Genomic DNA, 19,046 nt, shown 5'->3' on the forward strand with positions numbered 1-19,046 from the left:
GTATATGTAAACTAGGAGTATTTGTTAAAGCTTTTATTTATTATAAAAACAAAAGCTAAGATTAAGAATTTTTATATTCTCATCTTAGCTTTTAAAGTTTTATAAATTATATATGTTCTTACACATAGAAAAAAATGCTCTTGCAATAGGAGTAAGAGTTCTTTTAGAACTTACTATTAAGAAGAGATCTCTTCTTAAGTCTACATTTTCTACTCGGCTTATACGCATGTTACCACTAATAAAGCCATCATCACATAGGCTTTTACTAATTATAGAAATTCCTAATCCTAGATTAATAAGTTTAAGTTGAGCATGTACACTATTTACCTCACAAAGAACTTTTAATTTCTTAGGATCTATTTTGCTTGCATGAAGCTGAGCTTCTAAAGTATGTCGAGTGGCAGACTCTTTTTCTCTTATTATAAAAGGATATTTTATTAAATCATCAATAGAAATAGTTTCAGGTAAATTTAATTTAGGATTAGAAACAATAACAAGTTCATCTTCCATTATCTTATAACTATTTATTTTTGAATTATCTATGATCGTACCAACTAAACCAATTTCACATTTAAGATCTATAATATCTTTAATTATAGATACAGAACCTTGTTCTTTAATGTTAAATTTAACATTTGAGTAGAGTTCACTAAAAGTTGAAACAAGAGTAGGTAGTAAGGAATTGCATGGCGTAGTGCTAGCAGCAATGTTTAAGACACCAGTAATATTATTATTGAAATTAGATAAATCGGTGATAGCATTATTCCTTAAATTTATAATATCATTAGCATATTGTAGAAAAGATTCTCCTACAGGTGTAAGATTAACTTCCTTAGATGTTCTATCAAATAATTGAATATTAAGTTCTTTTTCTAAACTAGAAATATGAGAACTTATAGTAGGTTGAGATAGGTAAATAGCATTTGCAGCCTTAGAAAAACTTCTAAGTTTAGACACTGTAATAAATGCTTCTAATTGTTTAAAATCCATAGTCTACCTCCTATTAATAATAATTTAAGATTTAATAATTCGATTTATATGAAAAAAGATTTCTATTTGAGAACTGTTAAAACTCCTTACGAAAAAATAGAAAAGATATAAGCTATCCTTTCCATTTAAAAACTATAATTCCAGCTATCATTATGACAACACCTATGCATTCTCGTATTCCATATCCAGCTTCAGTAGAGCCAAACCAACCAAAATGATTGATAAGTGCAGCTGCAATAAGTTGGGCAATAAGAATAGTTGCTACAGCTATAGCCGGACCAAGACTAGACATACCCTTAATTACTGTAAACGTAATAACAGCACCTAATACTCCGGCTAAAAGGTAAAGTTTGTTAGCATATTTTAAATTTCTAAAGGTACCGTCACCTGCAAAGAATAACACTATTAGGGCAGTTATAAGTGCAATAGCTTGAGTTAATACTGTGGTTTCCCATAGTCCAATTTTTTTTGAAAGTTCTGTATTAAATACACCTTGAACACTCATAGTTACCCCTGCAATTATTGAGAAAATTATACCCAACATAAAAACTTTCACCATCCTTTTAAAGATAGCTTACCCTAATATGGATATAATTATTTAAAATTTAAGGGGTATATCTTCGCTTAATTTTATTAATTATAAAGTTAAAATCATAGAAAAGAAATTGTTTTTAATATTAAAACTCTTTTAAATCATAACTTTTAACTAAGGTATCTCTTCTATTGTTAAGCTGTTTCCAAATCTCGATTTTATTTATCTTAGTAAAATTAAACAAATCAGTTTTATCTTTACTTTCATCTAAGGTAAATAAGTTATTTGAATAAGCCTTTCTAATCGCATTGTTAGCATTAGAAATAGGCATGTTAAAATAGGATAGTGTTGAGAAATCTTTAACACTTATACCATGAGTATTAAGCATGTCAAACATGCTTCTAGATATCTTGTTTATGTATCCTTTATCTTTAACTTTTAAGTTTACAGTATTAGATGTATCGTTAATGAAAATGTCATTATCAATTCCAACTTTAAATTTTTTATAAGGAGATAAAATTTTTGAGATTATCTCATCTAATTTATCAAGCTCTGTATTAGACACAGAACCTAGAGGAATGTACAAATTAGATATGTTTTTATACAACTTATATTTCTTATTTAAAAATTTTTGGATAGATATAATGTCATCAACAGATTTATCATCCACCAATGCAACTAAATAATATTTCATTTTTTCCTCCCGAATGTAGATTTTTATTATAAAGTATTATATCATTATAAAATACTTTAACGCTACAATTAACAGTATTATAACATATAATAATAGGTTATAATAGACATATATAGTTAATTATATTTTTACTTTTATATGGATATAAAAATTAAAAATAAAAATTACACTTATAAATTTAAAATTTTTATTAAAATATACGAACATTGTGATATAATTATAATTATGAGATTTTAACATTTAAAAATTAGGTTTAATTGACATAGATATAGATAGACATGAAATTAAGTTAACATATGTAAAGTATGGACATTATATAAATAGTGAGGATGATACCTGTATGGAAAAATTAGTTATAAATGGAGGCAATCCATTATTTGGAAATGTAAATATTAATGGCGCAAAAAATGCAGCTGTAGCAATTTTACCAGCAGCAATTTTAGCATCTAAGGGAGTTTGTACAATAGAAAATGTTCCTAATATAGAAGATATAAATTGTTTAGAAATTATTTTAGAATATTTAGGATGTAAAGTAGAATCAAGTTGTAATTCAATTAAAATTGATAGCACAAATATAGTAACAACCAATGCTACAATCCCAGAAGTAAGGAATATGAGAGCATCCTATTACTTATTAGGATCATTATTATCTAGATTTAAAAAGGCTAGAGTAGAACTTCCAGGGGGCTGCCCTATTGGAGATAGACCAATAGATCAGCATATCAAAGGATTTGAAGCCTTAGGAGCTACAGTTACCATAGAACATGGTGCAGTAAATTTGGTTGCAGAAAAATTAGTTGGAACAACTATATATTTTGATGTAGTTAGCGTAGGAGCTACAATAAATATCATGCTTGCAGCGGTTCTTGCGGAAGGAACCACAGTTTTAGAGAATGCAGCAAAAGAACCACATGTAGTAGACGTGGCCAATTTCCTAAATACTATGGGAGCAAATGTAAAAGGTGCTGGAACTGATGTAATAAAGATTAATGGAGTAGAGGAACTTTCAGGATGTAATTATTCAGTTATACCAGATCAAATTGAAGCTGGAACCTTTATGATAGCAACAGCAGCTTGTGGTGGAGATGTTACATTAAATAATGTAATACCAAAACACTTAGAATCTATTTCAGCAAAGCTTGTGGAAATGGGTATAGAAGTTATAGAAGATGAGGATAAAGTTATAGTTAGAAGTGGAAATAACCTTAAAGGTGTAAATATAAAGACTTTACCATATCCAGGATTTCCAACAGATGTACAACAGCCAATGAGTACTCTTTTAACTATGGCACAAGGTAGAAGCATTGTAAATGAAAGTATATATGAATCAAGATTTAAGCATATAGATGAGTTAAAGAAGATGGGTGCAAATGTTAAAATAGAAGGTAGAATAGCTATAATAGATGGAGTTAAAAATTTATCTGGAGCTAATGTTAAAGCAACAGATTTAAGAGCAGGTGCAGCTTTAGTTATTGCAGGTCTTTCAGCCCAAGGAAAAACTGAAGTTGAAGGCATTGAACATATAGATAGAGGATATTTGTATATAGAAGAAAAATTTAAAGCTTTAGGTGCAGATATTAGAAGAGTAAATATATAAGTTTTATATGTATTTTAGATACTAGATTGAGGAGATAATTATGAAATTTTGCCCATTATTTAGTGGTAGCAGTGGGAATAGTATATTTGTATCAGAAAACAATAGTAACATTCTAGTGGATGTGGGAATGCCCGGTAAGGCTATCGATAAAGAATTAGGGGATATAGGTATAAATCCTAATTCTATAGATGGTATATTTATTACTCATGAACATTCAGATCACATTAAAGGGGCCGGAGTATTTTCAAGGAAATACGATATTCCTATATATGCACCAAGTCTCACCTGGGAAGCCATGGATGGGAAAATTGGAAGTATTAAGGAGAAGAATATAAAAATAATTGATGGTAAGTTTACTGAAATTAATGATTTGACCATAGAGAATTTTCCTATACCTCACGATGCAGCATGCCCTAGAGGTTATAGAGTACATGGCTCTAAAAAATCATGTTGTATAGCTACTGATTTAGGTCACTTTTCTATAGAAGTAAAAATGGCACTAGAAGATAGTGATATGATTTTAATAGAGAGTAATCATGATATAGAAATGGTTAAATTTGGACCGTATCCATATCCGTTAAAGCAAAGAATACTAAGTGCAAAAGGACATTTATCCAATGAAGATTGTGGTAAAGCTATAGTAGATGTTTTAAAAGGAAATCATAAAACTATATACTTAGGGCATCTAAGTAAAACAAATAATTATCCAGAGCTTGCTTATGAAACTGTAGCAAGTGTATTAAGGGAAAATAATATTATCGTACAAAAAGATATAGAATTAAAAATGTGCAATAGAGATAGGCATAGCATATTATCAGAAATATAAACAGAGTTCTTAGNNCGTTATCCAGGGACGTAGCCACTCTTTATTCCCACTTTGAAGAAGATGTAGTATTAGAGTGGGTAGTCATCGGATAAAAAGTTTGGTTAGAAATAGGAGGTGTAGAATGAAAAAGAAGACCTTTAGTTTAATATTAACAATAACAGTAGTTATAATAGCACTAGTTGTAGGCGGAATTTACCTTACAAAAACTATGAGTATAAAGAAAGATAAGGCAAGTATAATAAGTAAAGAGAAACTTGAAAATACTAAAGGAGCTACAGAGGATGATGGCTATATTGATATAACTTTATATTTTGGAGGAGATGCTGAAAAGTCTGAGCTTATAAAGGAAGAAAGACTAATTAATAGTGAAGATTTAATAGGTGAGATGATCATGCAAGAACTCATCAAAGGGCCAGCTAAAGTTAGTGAAAAAAGCAAGCCTATTTTACCAAAGGAAACAAGACTTTTAAGTTTTTCTATTAAGGATGGCATAGCAAATATTAATTTAAGCCCAGAAGCTATGTTTCAAATGTCTGAAGTTCAAGAAGTAACAATACTTAAGTCTATATCAAATTCTTTGAGTCAGTTGAAATCTGTGAGTAAAATAATGATTACAGTAAATAATCAAGGTGTTGAAAGTTTAGGTGGAAACTATAATATATCAAAACCATTTACTAAGGATGAAATAGTTACTTTAAAAATACAGAAATAAGATATTATTGAAAGATAAATAAAAATTTATTATAATTAATAAAATAGATAAACAAATTTTGTTATAAAGAAGGAGAAAATAACATGAGCATATATAGCAATTGGACAAATTATGTTGTAGAGTATGTAAAGGAAAATGGAGAACCTGCATTTTGGAAAGAGTATGCAAAGGTTGAAAAATCAATATATACAAAAGCCTTAACAATTGATGGCGGTGTTATTAGTGGAAAGTTCTCTGAACTAGTTAAAGAATTTGACGTTAATGAAATTTACTTTATGGGATTCTTAGATGGAATAAATGAAAGTATAGATAAAGAATTAGATCTTGAAGCTATAGAAAGTGATTCAGAAGTTAGCTTCAAAATAGATTATGAAAAACTATACTTCAATATGCTTGATTCTAAAGCAGACTATCTATATACATTGTCACAATGGGATAGAATATTCTCACCAGAAAAAAGAAAAGAGATACAAAAAACTTGGAGAGAATCAAAAACCGTAATAAATGAAATTAAAATTGGTAGAAATGATACATGTCCTTGTGGAAGTGGTAAAAAGTACAAGAAATGTTGCGGAAAATAATATAAACATTAGCCCTAGTGAATTTTTTATTCATTAGGGTTTTTTTATATATGTATTATTGTAAGATATTCTATATATGGCTATGGTATAATTAATTATATGATAAATTTACAGGGGGATTGTTTATGGATAAAAATATGAAATGGCTAAAGGAAAGTAGGGTTAATAGTACAATTAATTCACTTAAAAAGAATGGTATGAATGGCTATTTAGTAAATAGTCATGAAGAACTCACTGAGAAAATTAATGAACTTACCAATGATGGTGATACAGTAAGTTGTGGTGGTTCAATGAGCCTATTTGAAACTGGAGTTATTGATTATTTAAGAAGTGGAAAATATAATTTCCTAGACAGATATGAGGATGGCTTAAGTAAGGATGATTTGAAAAAATTATATAGAAACACTTTCTCTGCTGACGTATATTTTACTAGTACTAATGCAATTACAGAAAAAGGAGAGTTATACAATGTAGATGGCAATGGAAATAGGGTAGCAGCTATGTTATATGGTCCAGATAAAGTAATAATTATAGCAGGAGTAAATAAAATTGTAGAGAATATTGAAGAAGCTATTAAGAGAAATGAAAGAGTATCAGCACCTGCAAATTGCAAAAGATTAAATAAAGTTACTCCTTGTGTAAAGGTGGGACATTGTATGGATTGTTCAAGTGAAGAGAGAATATGCAATGAATATACTATAATAAGAAGACAGGGAAATAAGGATAGAATACATGTAATTTTCTTGAATGAGGAATTAGGATATTAATTAAAATACGAATATTAGAGTAAGTGCTTTGGCAAAATAAGTTAGTCTAAAATATTTTGCTAAAGCACTTTTTTTATAATTATATGAAAAATAATGAAAATTAAAGAAAGATTAAGAGAATGAAAGCTTATCTATCTATATATACTAATAGCATGGTTGAATAAATTGATATTTGAGGTAAAATATTATTAGATAATGATTGTTAAATAACAAACGTTGTTACGAGATTATAATTAAATAACTTTTGCAATATAATATAAAAATATGTAAGAATAAATTTTATTAAGGTGTAAATTATAGGAGGTCATGTATTATGAAAATTGCAGTAATAGGATGTACACACGCAGGAACAGCAGCGGTAGTAAATGCAAAACAACTTTACCCAGATAGTGAGATTACAGTTTATGAGAGAAATGATAATATATCTTTCCTTTCTTGTGGAATTGCTTTAAGTGTATCTAATGTAGTAAATGAACCAGAAAAATTATTTTATAATTCCCCAGAAAATTTAAATAACCTTGGTATAAACATGAGAATGAATTATGATGTAACTGATATTGATATGGATGAAAAAATAATCACAGCTACAAATTTAAAGACTGCTGATATAGTAAAAGAAAAATATGATAAATTAATTTTAACCTTGGGATCGTGGCCAATAGTTCCTAATTTTGAAGGAAGAAACCTAAAAAATATATTACTATGTAAAAATTATAGTCATGCAAAAACAATTATAGAGAAGTCAGCTGATGCTAAGAATGTAACAGTTGTAGGAGCTGGATATATAGGAGTAGAACTTGCTGAAGCCTTTGAAATGAAAGGTAAAAATGTAACCCTAATTGATGCAGAAGACAGAATAATGAGTAAGTATCTTGATAAAGAATTTACAGAAATAGCAGAGAATGAATTTAAAAACCGTGGAGTAAAACTAGCTTTAGGTGAAAAAGTTCAAAGGTTTGAAGGAGAAAATGGTATAGTATCTAAGGTAGTAACTGATAAAGGAAGTCATGAAGCGGATTTAGTAGTACTTTGCATAGGATTTATACCAAGTACAAGTTTAGTAAAAGGAAAATTAGACACTCTTCCAAATGGAGCAATAATAATAGATGAATATATGAGAACTAGTGTTAAAGATGTATTTGCAGCTGGAGATTGCTGTGTTGTAGAATATAATCCATCAAGGGATAAGAGATATATTCCTCTTGCAACTAATGCTGTAAGAATGGGAACCTTAGTTGCTAAAAACCTAGTAAACCCAACTCTTAAGTATATGGGAACCCAAGGCACTTCAGGAATAAAGATATATGATAAATGTATAGCATCGACAGGGTTAACAGAAGAGGTTGCTAAGAAAACCACATCTATGGAGATTGACTCAGTAATGGTTAGTGAAAATCATAGACCAGAGTTTATGCCAACCTATAAGGAAGCAACCATAAAGCTTGTTTATGACAAGGCAACAAGAAGAATTCTTGGAGGACAGATTATTTCTGATGAAGATTTAACTCAACACATGAATACCCTATCTGTAGTAATTCAAAATAACATGACCATAGAAGAACTGGCAATGACAGATTTCTTCTTCCAACCACACTTTAATAAACCATGGAGCTTATTAAATACTGCAGCTATTAAAGCACTAAAGTAATATATAAGTTATATTATATATAATTTCAAAATAACTCATCATAATTAATATGGTGAGTTATTTTCATAGTAAAATAGATTGCTTTGATAAATTTAATAAAAGTAATGAGATAACAGTTAAAGTTTCTATGAAATTTGTTTATTAGAGTTAGATTCACTAGACTTACAATTATTATAAAAATTATTTAAAAAATCATAAACTTCTCCTGAATAAAATTTATCACTAGTATTTTTATCCATTTTGGATAATAAGACTTGGCGAGTAATAATATCATTTAGATTAACTTCTTTACAATTTTTCATAATATCGTACATTATCATAAAAGTCGTAGTTCTTTCAAGTCCTTCATTTCCATGGAAATGAAGCCAACTGCCCTCAGGTTGATTTTTTACAACTTCCATAAAATAATTTACCATAGCTTCTGTAGGTAAATTTTTATATGTTACAGGAATACGAATATAAGATAATGAATAAGATTCAGACTGCTCAGCTTCATTTTGAACTTTTGAAGGTATAATTACATCTTTAAAGCCTTCTAAAGCAATAGCTTTATTAAGTGGAATAGATTTTAATCTAGAGTTTTCATCAGCAATGATTTCATTTACTGTTAAGCCTCTATTTGCATCGTTGTTAGCATTTTGCCAACTTACAGGAATACCATCAATAAATCCATGGGATTCTTCTCTTAAGTCAACAATAGTTATAGGCACATTACCTATAGACTCCTTCATTAAAGGAACTCCAGTTTTAGAAAATTGACCACTACCAGAAATATTAAGCTTATCTAGACCAGACAAATTTATATTTTCTGAAGGAGTAATTTTATCTGTGCTCTTTCTAAAATATTTTGGTAATTCAAAAGCAGTTGGAGAATCAACTGTTAACTTTACATCTGGAATAGGAGTAGCATAACATACAACATAATTAAAGGATAGAATTATAGTTAAAAAAGCAAATAAATTAATCTTTAAAAATTTTTTCATATTTAGACACCACCTATATAATATTTAATTAGTATCTATTATAATTTTACCTATGACATTCTAAATTATTCATAGTAAAATATAGGTATTATTGGTGTAGTGTGGTGCTAGTATATTTTAATATAAAACTATACAAATAGATTAATATAAAACTAAAAAAATAGTTAACTATGAAACTATATAACTAGTTAACTATTTGTTCTGTTCATGCGGGTTTCAGAGGTTTTACTGCTTAATAGTATTATGAACTTATTAGTTAAATTAAAAAAATTAGGAGGAAGTTTAGTGAATATAACATTAATAACTGTAGGAAAAATAAAAGAAAAATATTTAAGAGATGCCATAGATGAATATTCTAAAAGATTATCAAGATACTGTAAGCTTGAAATAATGGAACTTCAAGATGAGAAAACACCAGATAATGCATCAGAAAAGGAAGAACTTCAAATAAAGGATAAAGAAGGTCAAAGCATATTATCAAAAATTAAAGATAATGCTTATGTTGTAGCCATGGATTTAAAAGGAAAACAAATTTCATCAGAAGAATTTGCAAATTTCATAGATAACTGTGGATTAGAAGGAAACTCTAATTTAGTTTTTATCATAGGAGGAAGCTTAGGCCTATCAGATCAAGTTATAAAAAGAGCCAATTATAAAATATGTTTTTCTAAAATGACCTTTCCACATCAATTGTTCAGAGTAATGCTTCTAGAACAGATATATAGGGGATATAGGATAATAAAGGGTGAACCGTACCATAAGTAAATGCGGTTTTTACTAAAAATGGATAATGAAAAACATCATATTCAGCATATTAAACCTTAGTGTTATTTAAGATAATAATATTAGGGTTCATTTTTAGTATATAGATAAAAAGTACAGGCAGGGGATTTACAATAGAACGTAAGTTCTATATAATGAGAATAAATAAATAATAACTAATAATAGTCTAAATATGATATAATAAATCAGTTAGACAAAAATAAGGCGGTGTATTAAATATGTTAAAACTTGCAACAGTTTTTAGCGGAATTGGAGCCATTGAACATGCACTAAAAAGGATGGGAATAGAGCATGAAATTATATTTGCATCTGACAATGGAGATGTAGATATATTTAAAAAAAATATAGGTATTAATTTTATAGAAATAAGTAATGAAATAAAGCGGTTAAAAAATATTATAAAGGATATACATATAAGTGTAGAAGATGATTATGAATATTTAACTGATTTAGAGGAACATTTAAAGAGAATAGATGATAAAGTTATTGAGTTAAAAAATCAATGTAGAGATGTAAAATTAGATTTGTCAATATTAGATGATGTGAAGAACGAAAAAGTAAAAAAAGAAATAAATAAAATATATGATAAATATGAAGGGAATATTATAAGCAATATAGATAAAGCTGTAATAATGGAATTGTTAAAGAAAGATTCAGAAGTATTTGATAAAGAAGCAGATGAATTAAATTATGATTCTAAACTTATAGTAAAAGAATTAAGGGAATTAGTAACTCAATTAAATATGTTGGACGAAAAAATAGAAACACTACATATTCATAGTGATTTGGAAAAGATAAAGGAATATTCTGATAAAAAGAAATATGTTGATAATCTATATGGGGGAAAAGAAAAATCTAATTTTGTAAAGCAAAGTTATTTTGCTAACTATAAGATTGAAGATGAAAATTTTCATTGGAATGTATCATTTATAGATGGTTATCAATATCGAAATAATGTTGATTTATTTGTAGGCGGAAGTCCGTGTCAATCATTTTCAATGGTTGGAAAGCAAAGAGGACTTGGAGATACAAGAGGTACATTATTCTATGAATATGCGAGACTAGTAAAAGAGATACAACCTAAAGTTTTCATATATGAAAATGTGAAAGCTGTGTTAAGCAATGATAGTGGAAGAACATGGAAAACTATGAGCGGAATTTTTGATGAATTAGGGTATACATGGAAGCTTATGGTTCTTAATAGTAAAGATTATGGTGTAGCACAAAATAGAGAACGTATATTTGTTGTAGGGTTCAGAAATGATTTAGAAGTGGAAAAAGAATTTGAAGAACCTAAAAAAGTTGAATTAAATAAGATAATGAAAGACTATCTTCTAGATAAGGTTTCTGGAAAGTATTATTTAAATAAAAAGGGAGTTGCTTTTGTAACTGATAATAAGAATCTTCAAAAGAAATGGACTCAAATTGATGGGGATATACAATTATGTCAAAAGAAAAATCAACAATTCAATTGGCATGGGGATTTTGTATTTGAAGAAGAAAATAAAGATAAGGAAAAAACTATGCATGATTTAGAAAAATATTTCTTATCTGAAAAGGTCAGGAAGTATGTATTAGCTAGTGGTACTAAAAACTTTTATTCTAAGCCTGAAATAGATTTGGATGTAGCAAGACCACTACTAACTACAATGCACAAAATGCATAGAGCTGGAGTTGATAACTATGTAACTACAGATGGTAGAATAAGAAAATTGACTCCAAGAGAATGCTTGCGTTTAATGGGATTTTGCGATAGCTTTAAAATAGTGGTATCAGACACACAAGCATATCAGCAAGCAGGAAATTCAATTGTTGTAGATGTTTTAATAGCAATTGTGAGTGAGGTAATAAAAGTTTTACCGAATATTTTAACAGGTGATTGCTATAAATACAAAGCTGGGCTTGATACTAAACCCAGCAATGAATATAATATAGTTGATAAACAAGTATCATTTAGTATGATTAGTGGAGAATAGCTTATTGTCGTAAGCTATTCTTTTCATTTTAGAAATATATTTTCTCTATGATATTCTAAAAATCTATTTCTTTCACCATTCATATTATTCAAGTTAACTACGATTGATGGAGTAAGATTTAGAGCATGGACAATGTCTGGAGTAATTTGTGTAGATATTAATACTTGACCATTATTTTGAAATGAGATTAGTCCTTTATCAAAAAGTACATCAAAAAATGGAGATAAAGTTAATCCATTAAAACCATTTAATCTGTCTTCATTACTTGAACATCTACTCCAAGGAATTATATGACTAGCTCTTAATACAGATGGATTTGTGACATTTGTAAATGGACAATGGTTAAGTATTGACAGGCAACGTTCTCTAAATATACCTTGTCCAATTCTTGATTTTATTAAGGTTTCTTTTTCTGTAACTGGAATATAAGAACTATTTTGTATTGAGTCTAATAACAGAGTATCAGACATCTCTAAGGTATATACTTCATTTGTTTTATTAGATTGATGAACCACTTGAAAGAAATAGCATACTTCTCCAGTTAATTGATTTTGAACTTTATATATTATATATTTTGACACAAAAGGTAGGGCATATGTTCTAACTTTGTGCCAAATAGGATTTCCAGAACCTATATAAAATCTTTCCATATCCATGTTGCCATCTTGTTTATGAATCGTGAAATCAAGTATATCATTTGGATAAGAATATATTTCATTTAATTTATATTGAAATTGTGTAGTAATATTTTGATTAAAAGAATACTTGGGATTCATATAATCAGAATAGGCATCTTGCATATATTTAATAAGGTTGTCCTTAAGGAAAAAAGCTTTGAATATGCAAGGATGGTAATGGCTAGTCACATTTTTTAGATTTACTACAGGAATAGTATTAGACATATCAAATTCGAAAAATCTACCATTAGCAGAAGAATTTTGATTTGAAATGTATAAACGAGTTTCTCCATTTCCACCACCAGTTTTTATAGAAGTATCAACGAAACTGTCGGAAATATTTGTTGACATTATACCAAGTATTTGGTATGGGACATTTAATATATTTATTGTGTTCATAACAACACCTCCTGGAATAATGATACTATAGTTCCAGGATAAAAGTCAATAATTTGTAATAAAAATAAAAAAATATTTAAGAAAACGATTAACTGAGAGGAAAAGGTAATTTATACCCCGAGAAAATCGGGTTAAAATAATGGAGTTTATCATACTTAAAAGTATGAGATAGTTAAAATGGAGGCATAAATAGATATGAATAAGAAGAATAACCGAATAAAAATAATAGATTTTCTTCAATGGAATGATAGAAATGGTTATTATATAGATGAAAATTGTGATTTAGAAGAAATACCGCGAATGACATATGAGGATGCAGTAAAATATTTCTTTGGTGCTATTAATTATGATCTTTACTATAGCATAACAGATAATATATTTGAATTAATTTATGAAGTGGCAATTAAATATGCTAAAGAAAATAAGTTTTACGAAAGTATAATGACAAAATTAAATTTGTTAGAGACAGAAGTGGCTCCCCATCTATTATTAATCGTAAATGGAGGGATTACAATTGAATAGAAAGAAGATAATAGCAATATACACTAGGGTTTCTACATTAGAACAGGCAGAAGAAGGTTACAGTATTGATGAACAAGAAAGATTGCTGATGGATTATTGTAGAAGGAATAACTACGAGGTTTATAAGTGTTATTCGGATAGAGGTATTAGTGGTAAGGACATTAAACATCGACCTGCACTAAAAGAATTGCTAAAGGATGCTGAAGACAAGAATTTTGATATGGTAATTTCATGGAAGATTAACCGTATTAGTCGTAAACTTGCAGATGTATTAAAGATTATAGATACCTTTGAAAAGAATAACATTACATTTAAATCTTACTCAGAGCCTTTTGAAACAGATACCCCAGCAGGTAAAATGCAATTTCAGATGATGGCACTTATAGGGGAATTCGAAAGAGGTACCATAGCACAGAATGTTAAGATGGGAATGTGTGCAAGAGCTAGACAGGGGCTTTGGTGTGGAAATAGAGTTTTAGGTNNACTAATATTCAGTATGTATGCTAATGAAGGAAAAGGATATAAAGCTATAACTACTAAACTTAATTACTTAGGATATAAGACTAAGAAGGGAAATGATTTTTCAGTAGGTTCAATTAAAGATATACTTACTAATCCAGTATACATAGGTAAGATAAGATATAACTTAAGACAAGAATGGAGTGAGAATAGAAGACGTAATATTAATCCAGAACCAATAATAGTAGATGGAATACATGAAGCTATAATTGATATGGATACATGGGATAGGGTACAAGCTATAATGGAAGAAAAGAAGGGTAAGCCTTCAAGAATCTATGACGGTGAGTATCCATTAACAGGAATATTAAAATGTCCAGTGTGTGGTGCTGGAATGGTAATAATGAGAAATGGTAAGAAGAGAAAAGACGGAACTAAAGCAACATACTATGCTTGTGGAGCATGGAAGAATAAAGGAACAGCAGTATGTAATAGTAATGCAATAAATGTAGAGAAAGCAAATGAGTATGTTTTTGAAAAGCTATCGGAACTGTTATCTAATGAGACGATGATAAAGGCTATTGTAGCTAATATAAATAAACAAAGAAAAACTAGAGTTGCCCCTGCTAAAAAGGAAACTCAAAGAATAGATAAAGAACTAGAAAAGTTAGACAAAAAGAAGGGAAAAATATTTGAAGCATATGAGGATGAGTTAATCTCTAAAGAAGAGTTCTTCAGTAGGAAGGAAGAATTAAACGAAAAAATACAAAGATTACTAGAAGAAAAAGAACCTTACACAGTAGCGATAAGCGAAGATACTGAGCAACAAGTACCCTATGAATTAATAAAGAGTGTACTAGAAAACTTTAGTATGCTTCTTGAAAAGAGTGGTAGTAGGGAAGAAAAGAAATTATTAATTCACATGATAATATCAGAAATAACCATTAACAGACTAAGAGAAATAGATTCAATAAAGTTAAAAATAAATGATAATTTAATAGAGTATATAAGTAAACAAGAAGGAGTATCTAAGAAGGGTACTCCTTCTTGTTTTATTTTAAGAAATATTGGAATAAATACTTTAAATTTAGAGATTGCTATATAAGTTAAAATGGTATAATTATCTTATGGAATTTAAATAGATAAATTTAAAAAAACTATGGGGAGAGATAGTATATGGCAATACCAACATATGAAAGAATAATGCTTCCATTATTAGAAGTGTTAAGAAGTAATGAGATCTATACTAATAATGAATGTATTGAGATATTGGCTAGAAAATTGAATATTACAGAAGAAGAAATGAACTTATGCTTTCCAAGTGGTAAAAAGAGAGTATTTTATGATAGAGTAAATTGGGCGAAAACTTATATGAAGAAAGCTGGACTAGTAGAGGCACCTAAAAGGGGTTTGGTTAGGATTACTAAATTAGGATTAGAATTGTTGCAACAAAATCCAAAGCAGTTAAAATCTAAAGATTTATTAAGATATGATAGTTTTTATGAATTTGTAAGTTCAAGTAATAGAGATCAAAATCATAATGAAAATAATGAAGTAGCATTAAATGAAAAAACACCATCAGAAGAAATTGCAAATGCTTTTGAAGATTTAAAGACCTCATTAGCAGATGAAATATTAGAAAAAATCAACTCATGTTCATTTGAATTCTTTGAGAAATTGGTAATAGAGTTATTGATTAAGATGGGATATGGTGGTTCAAGAGAAGAGGCAGGAAGAGCAACTAAGAAAACAGGTGATGAAGGTATAGATGGAATAATTAATGAAGATAGACTTGGTTTAGATAGTATATATATTCAAGCGAAAAGGTGGAAGGATACAGTAGTTGGGAGACCTGAAATTCAAAAATTTTCTGGTGCATTAGATACTCCAGGAGCAAGTAAGGGGATTTTCATAACAACTTCAACATTTTCTAAAGAAGCTAGAGCGTATGTTAAGGCTATAAATACAAAAAATATAGTTTTGATTGATGGTATGCAGTTAGCACAATATATGATTGAATTTAATGTTGGAGTATCAACAGAAATAATATATGAGGTTAAAAGAATAGATACAGATTATTTTATTGAAGAATAAAAATAATATGTTTATAATTAAGGAGAATTTAAAAATGTCGTTAGCAAATAGTTTTCAGGACTTTAAGAGGGAAATTGAACTTATAATCAAGCAAAATCCTTTGGAATGTGAGCTATACTCGATTGTTTCATCCATTATTCGTGAAAGAGATAATAGTAAAAATATCTCAATAAGGGATGTATCTAACATTCAGGGTGTGTATAACCATCAAAATCAAAAAGATAGAATGTATAAAATTAGTGAAAATGAATATGGTGCTTCTGATTTTTTGATAATGGATTCAAGTTACAGCTATTCAAAAAGTGATAAAAACAAGATTTTGGGTTCAATTGAAGTAAAGGCTGTATATTTAAACTTAGATTTAGAGATAAGGAATAAGGGAGAACAGTTTTTTGGTGAATTAAAAACATTTGGAAATCTAATTTATACAAATGCATTAGTATGGCGTTTATATAAATATAATTCAAATTCAAGACAAGGAGAATTACTATGGGAAATAAAACTTGGTAAATATTGTTTTGATAATCAATGTACCAAACAAATATCAGATAATGATAGAATAATTTGGGAAGATATTAGAGAATGGTATAATCTATTGATAAATTTAGAGAAAATTGTATGGAAGTAAAATTAGATATAATATAAAGATCTCACTTAGAGGTGATACGGAGAACTATACCATAAGCAAGCCTCTAAATCTTTGATTTAGTTAGGCGAACTTACTCAGCGAACGAAGTGAGTTGAGTTTCCTTTAAGACCAAGTACAGTTTATAGCCTTAGGCATTGATATGGCTTGACTAGGTCTGTTATTATACGTGAAAATACTGTAATATAAGTAATGAAATACAATAAGTTTATCAGTAAATATAATATATGTACTTGAGGAGGTATGAATATGGAGCTTTGGGATGTATATGATATTAATCGAAATAAAACAAATGAAACTATGGTTCGAGGTGAACCGATTGAAAAAAATAATTATCATTTAGTTGTTCATGTATGTGTTTTTAATTCAGATGGTAAAATGCTAATTCAACAGAGACAACCTTTCAAAGAAGGGTGGTCAAATATGTGGGATATAACAGTAGGTGGAAGTGCTATAAAAGGTGATACAAGTCAATCAGCAGCTGAAAGAGAATTGTTTGAAGAAATTGGATTAAGAGTAGATTTTAAAAATATTAGACCTCATATTACCATGAACTTTAACAATGGATTTGATGATATTTATTTAATNNGAACTATCATTGCAGTATGAAGAAGTTCAGAAAGTGAAGTGGGCTTCTAAAGAAGAGATATTTTCAATGATAGATAGTGGTGAATTTATACCCTATTATCAGAGTTTGATACAACTATTTTTTGATACTCGAAAGAAATACGGTGCCATAAATGAAAATGTGCATACCCTATAACTTAGAGCATTCCAATATTTTGTTTTAGCTATATAATAATATTTATAGGATATGGCTAGAACTATCATGAAACCAAGGACAATAAAAAATTATATTGTCCTTGGTTTTTAATTCTTTAGAGAATTATATCCTATAATAAATACTATGCAATTAGACATATATTTAAAATAATGTTATAATCCGAAAGAATATTTGGGATTTTAATAATATATAAAATCATGTGGAAGGAAGTGTAGTATGAGAAAATTATTTAAATTATTGAGTCTATCAACATGTCTTTTAATAATGTTGGTGGTTTTTGCAGGTTGTAGTAAAGATTCTTCTAAAGAAATAAGCTTTTTCAATTATGGTGAAAATATAGATGAAGAGACTGTAAAAGAATTTGAGAAGGAATATGGCATAAAGGTTAATGTAGAAACCTTTGATGATATGGAAACTATGTATCAAAAAATTAGTCAGGGCGGTGTGAACTATGATGTTATATTAGTATCTGATGTTTTAATGCCTAGAATGATAAAAAATAAGTTTGTTCAAGAATTAAATAAAGATAATATACCTAATATATCTCAAATGGATGAAGCCTATTTAAATCTAGAAATAGATCCAGGTAATAAATATTCAGTTCCTTATATGTTTGGAACAGTAGGACTTATTTATAATAAAGATGTAGTAAAAGAAGAAGTGGATAGCTTTGATATATTATGGAATGAAAAGTATAAAGATAAGATTTTTATGTTTGATACCTATAGAGACACCATAGGAGTAGCTTTAAAGAAACTTGGATATTCTTTAAATTCAACTGATCCAAAAGAAATTGAAGAAGCTAAAGAGCTACTATTAAATCAAAGGAAATTAGTTAATCCGATATATGGGGTTGATAATGGAACTGTAATGATTCCAGCAGGAGAGTCTGCTATAAACATGATTTGGTCTGGAGAGGGATTAAATCTTCAAGCTGAATACCCTAATTTAGTTTATGTAGTACCTAAGGAAGGGGCAAACTTCTGGATTGATAGCTTATGCATACCTCATAATGCTAAAAATGTTGATGGAGCTGAGAAGTTCATAAACTTTGTAAGTGATAAGGAAAGTGCATTAAGAATAGCTGATGAAATAGGGTATACAACTCCTAATAAAGAAGCAAGACTTGAGCAACCAGAGGAAGTTAGAAATAATCCTAATGCATATATGACTAAAGAAATAATGGATAGATGTGAAATCTATGTGGATTTTCCTAGTAATGTGAAAAAGGTATATGATGATGCATGGATACGCATAAAATCAAGTAATTAGAAATCATATATAGTATTATATAGAAATAAAAAAGAGTAGATAAAATTGTGTTTATACAAACCTATTTATTCTATAATAAAAATGGGGCTTTCGCAAAATAGATA

General features: G+C 28.7%; 19 protein-coding genes. 14 read left to right on the forward strand and 5 right to left on the reverse strand.

Annotation, left to right across the window (positions count from 1 at the left end):
• Nucleotides 1–99: 99 nt before the first annotated feature.
• The 3 genes from B2671_RS07590 to B2671_RS07600 form a co-directional block, all read right to left on the reverse strand.
• A complete protein-coding gene (locus B2671_RS07590; protein ID WP_150844353.1) occupies nt 100–990 on the reverse strand; it encodes a selenium metabolism-associated LysR family transcriptional regulator in 891 nt (296 codons plus the stop codon).
• Nucleotides 991–1,102: 112 nt separating this feature from the next.
• Complete coding sequence (locus B2671_RS07595; RefSeq protein ID WP_346869862.1) at nt 1,103–1,534, reverse strand: DMT family transporter; 432 nt, start codon at nt 1,532–1,534, stop codon at nt 1,103–1,105.
• A 133-nt stretch (nt 1,535–1,667) separates the two neighbouring features.
• Nucleotides 1,668–2,216 (reverse strand): hypothetical protein, encoded by a 549-nt coding sequence (locus B2671_RS07600; protein ID WP_346869863.1) that lies wholly within the window; start codon nt 2,214–2,216, stop codon nt 1,668–1,670.
• Between the two features lie 340 nt (nt 2,217–2,556).
• On the opposite strand from B2671_RS07600, the gene B2671_RS07605 reads away from it, so the two are divergent.
• The 6 genes from B2671_RS07605 to B2671_RS07630 all read left to right on the forward strand — a co-directional run bounded on the left by B2671_RS07605 (nt 2,557) and on the right by B2671_RS07630 (nt 8,347).
• The gene (locus B2671_RS07605; protein ID WP_346869864.1) at nt 2,557–3,813 is read left to right on the forward strand and encodes a UDP-N-acetylglucosamine 1-carboxyvinyltransferase; all 1,257 of its coding nucleotides are present in this window, start codon (nt 2,557–2,559) and stop codon (nt 3,811–3,813) included.
• A gap of 40 nt (nt 3,814–3,853) precedes the next feature.
• A complete protein-coding gene (locus B2671_RS07610; RefSeq protein WP_346869865.1) occupies nt 3,854–4,639 on the forward strand; it encodes an MBL fold metallo-hydrolase in 786 nt (261 codons plus the stop codon).
• A gap of 121 nt (nt 4,640–4,760) precedes the next feature.
• Nucleotides 4,761–5,351 (forward strand): GerMN domain-containing protein, encoded by a 591-nt coding sequence (locus B2671_RS07615; RefSeq protein ID WP_346869866.1) that lies wholly within the window; start codon nt 4,761–4,763, stop codon nt 5,349–5,351.
• A gap of 83 nt (nt 5,352–5,434) precedes the next feature.
• Nucleotides 5,435–5,932: an SEC-C metal-binding domain-containing protein gene (locus B2671_RS07620; protein WP_346869867.1), complete on the forward strand. Its 498-nt coding sequence runs from the start codon at nt 5,435–5,437 to the stop codon at nt 5,930–5,932.
• 125 nt (nt 5,933–6,057) lie between these two features.
• A complete protein-coding gene (locus B2671_RS07625) occupies nt 6,058–6,699 on the forward strand; it encodes a lactate utilization protein (protein ID WP_346869868.1) in 642 nt (213 codons plus the stop codon).
• Between the two features lie 313 nt (nt 6,700–7,012).
• Complete coding sequence (locus B2671_RS07630; protein WP_346869869.1) at nt 7,013–8,347, forward strand: FAD-dependent oxidoreductase; 1,335 nt, start codon at nt 7,013–7,015, stop codon at nt 8,345–8,347.
• A gap of 125 nt (nt 8,348–8,472) precedes the next feature.
• Here the strand turns inward: B2671_RS07630 and B2671_RS07635 are convergent, their stop codons facing one another.
• On the reverse strand, nt 8,473–9,330 hold the full coding sequence (locus tag B2671_RS07635; RefSeq protein ID WP_346869870.1) for a fused DSP-PTPase phosphatase/NAD kinase-like protein: 858 nt from the start codon (nt 9,328–9,330) through the stop codon (nt 8,473–8,475).
• 285 nt (nt 9,331–9,615) lie between these two features.
• Between B2671_RS07635 and rlmH the strand changes: the two genes are divergently transcribed.
• Together rlmH and dcm are read left to right on the forward strand one after the other, a co-directional pair.
• Nucleotides 9,616–10,095 (forward strand): 23S rRNA (pseudouridine(1915)-N(3))-methyltransferase RlmH, encoded by a 480-nt coding sequence (gene rlmH, locus B2671_RS07640; RefSeq protein ID WP_346869871.1) that lies wholly within the window; start codon nt 9,616–9,618, stop codon nt 10,093–10,095.
• Between the two features lie 236 nt (nt 10,096–10,331).
• A complete protein-coding gene (gene dcm / locus B2671_RS07645; RefSeq protein WP_346869872.1) occupies nt 10,332–12,089 on the forward strand; it encodes a DNA (cytosine-5-)-methyltransferase in 1,758 nt (585 codons plus the stop codon).
• 23 nt (nt 12,090–12,112) lie between these two features.
• Here the strand turns inward: dcm and B2671_RS07650 are convergent, their stop codons facing one another.
• Nucleotides 12,113–13,165 carry an HNH endonuclease gene (locus tag B2671_RS07650; protein WP_346869873.1) on the reverse strand — a complete coding sequence of 351 codons (1,053 nt, stop codon included), beginning with the start codon at nt 13,163–13,165 and terminating at the stop codon, nt 12,113–12,115.
• A gap of 195 nt (nt 13,166–13,360) precedes the next feature.
• Here B2671_RS07650 and B2671_RS07655 point away from each other — a divergent pair, with 195 nt between their 5' ends.
• The 6 genes from B2671_RS07655 to B2671_RS07680 all read left to right on the forward strand — a co-directional run bounded on the left by B2671_RS07655 (nt 13,361) and on the right by B2671_RS07680 (nt 18,942).
• Nucleotides 13,361–13,687 carry a hypothetical protein gene (locus B2671_RS07655; RefSeq protein ID WP_346869874.1) on the forward strand — a complete coding sequence of 109 codons (327 nt, stop codon included), beginning with the start codon at nt 13,361–13,363 and terminating at the stop codon, nt 13,685–13,687.
• Entirely contained in the window at nt 13,665–15,251 is a 1,587-nt protein-coding gene (locus tag B2671_RS07660; protein WP_414632624.1) for a recombinase family protein, read from the forward strand. Before B2671_RS07655 ends, B2671_RS07660 begins: the two co-directional genes overlap by 23 nt.
• Nucleotides 15,252–15,322: 71 nt before the next feature.
• Nucleotides 15,323–16,240: a restriction endonuclease gene (locus B2671_RS07665; RefSeq protein WP_346869876.1), complete on the forward strand. Its 918-nt coding sequence runs from the start codon at nt 15,323–15,325 to the stop codon at nt 16,238–16,240.
• Between the two features lie 34 nt (nt 16,241–16,274).
• On the forward strand, nt 16,275–16,868 hold the full coding sequence (locus tag B2671_RS07670; protein WP_346869877.1) for a hypothetical protein: 594 nt from the start codon (nt 16,275–16,277) through the stop codon (nt 16,866–16,868).
• Between the two features lie 396 nt (nt 16,869–17,264).
• Nucleotides 17,265–17,495, forward strand: a complete 231-nt coding sequence (locus tag B2671_RS17685) for an NUDIX domain-containing protein (RefSeq protein WP_422653227.1) — start codon at nt 17,265–17,267, stop codon at nt 17,493–17,495.
• A 391-nt stretch (nt 17,496–17,886) separates the two neighbouring features.
• Nucleotides 17,887–18,942, forward strand: a complete 1,056-nt coding sequence (locus tag B2671_RS07680) for a spermidine/putrescine ABC transporter substrate-binding protein (RefSeq protein ID WP_346869879.1) — start codon at nt 17,887–17,889, stop codon at nt 18,940–18,942.
• Nucleotides 18,943–19,046: the final 104 nt, after the last annotated feature.

The organism is Clostridium sp. UBA5119 (genome assembly GCF_002414285.1).
GTDB classification, from domain to species: domain Bacteria; phylum Bacillota; class Clostridia; order Clostridiales; family Clostridiaceae; genus Clostridium_J; species Clostridium_J sulfidigenes.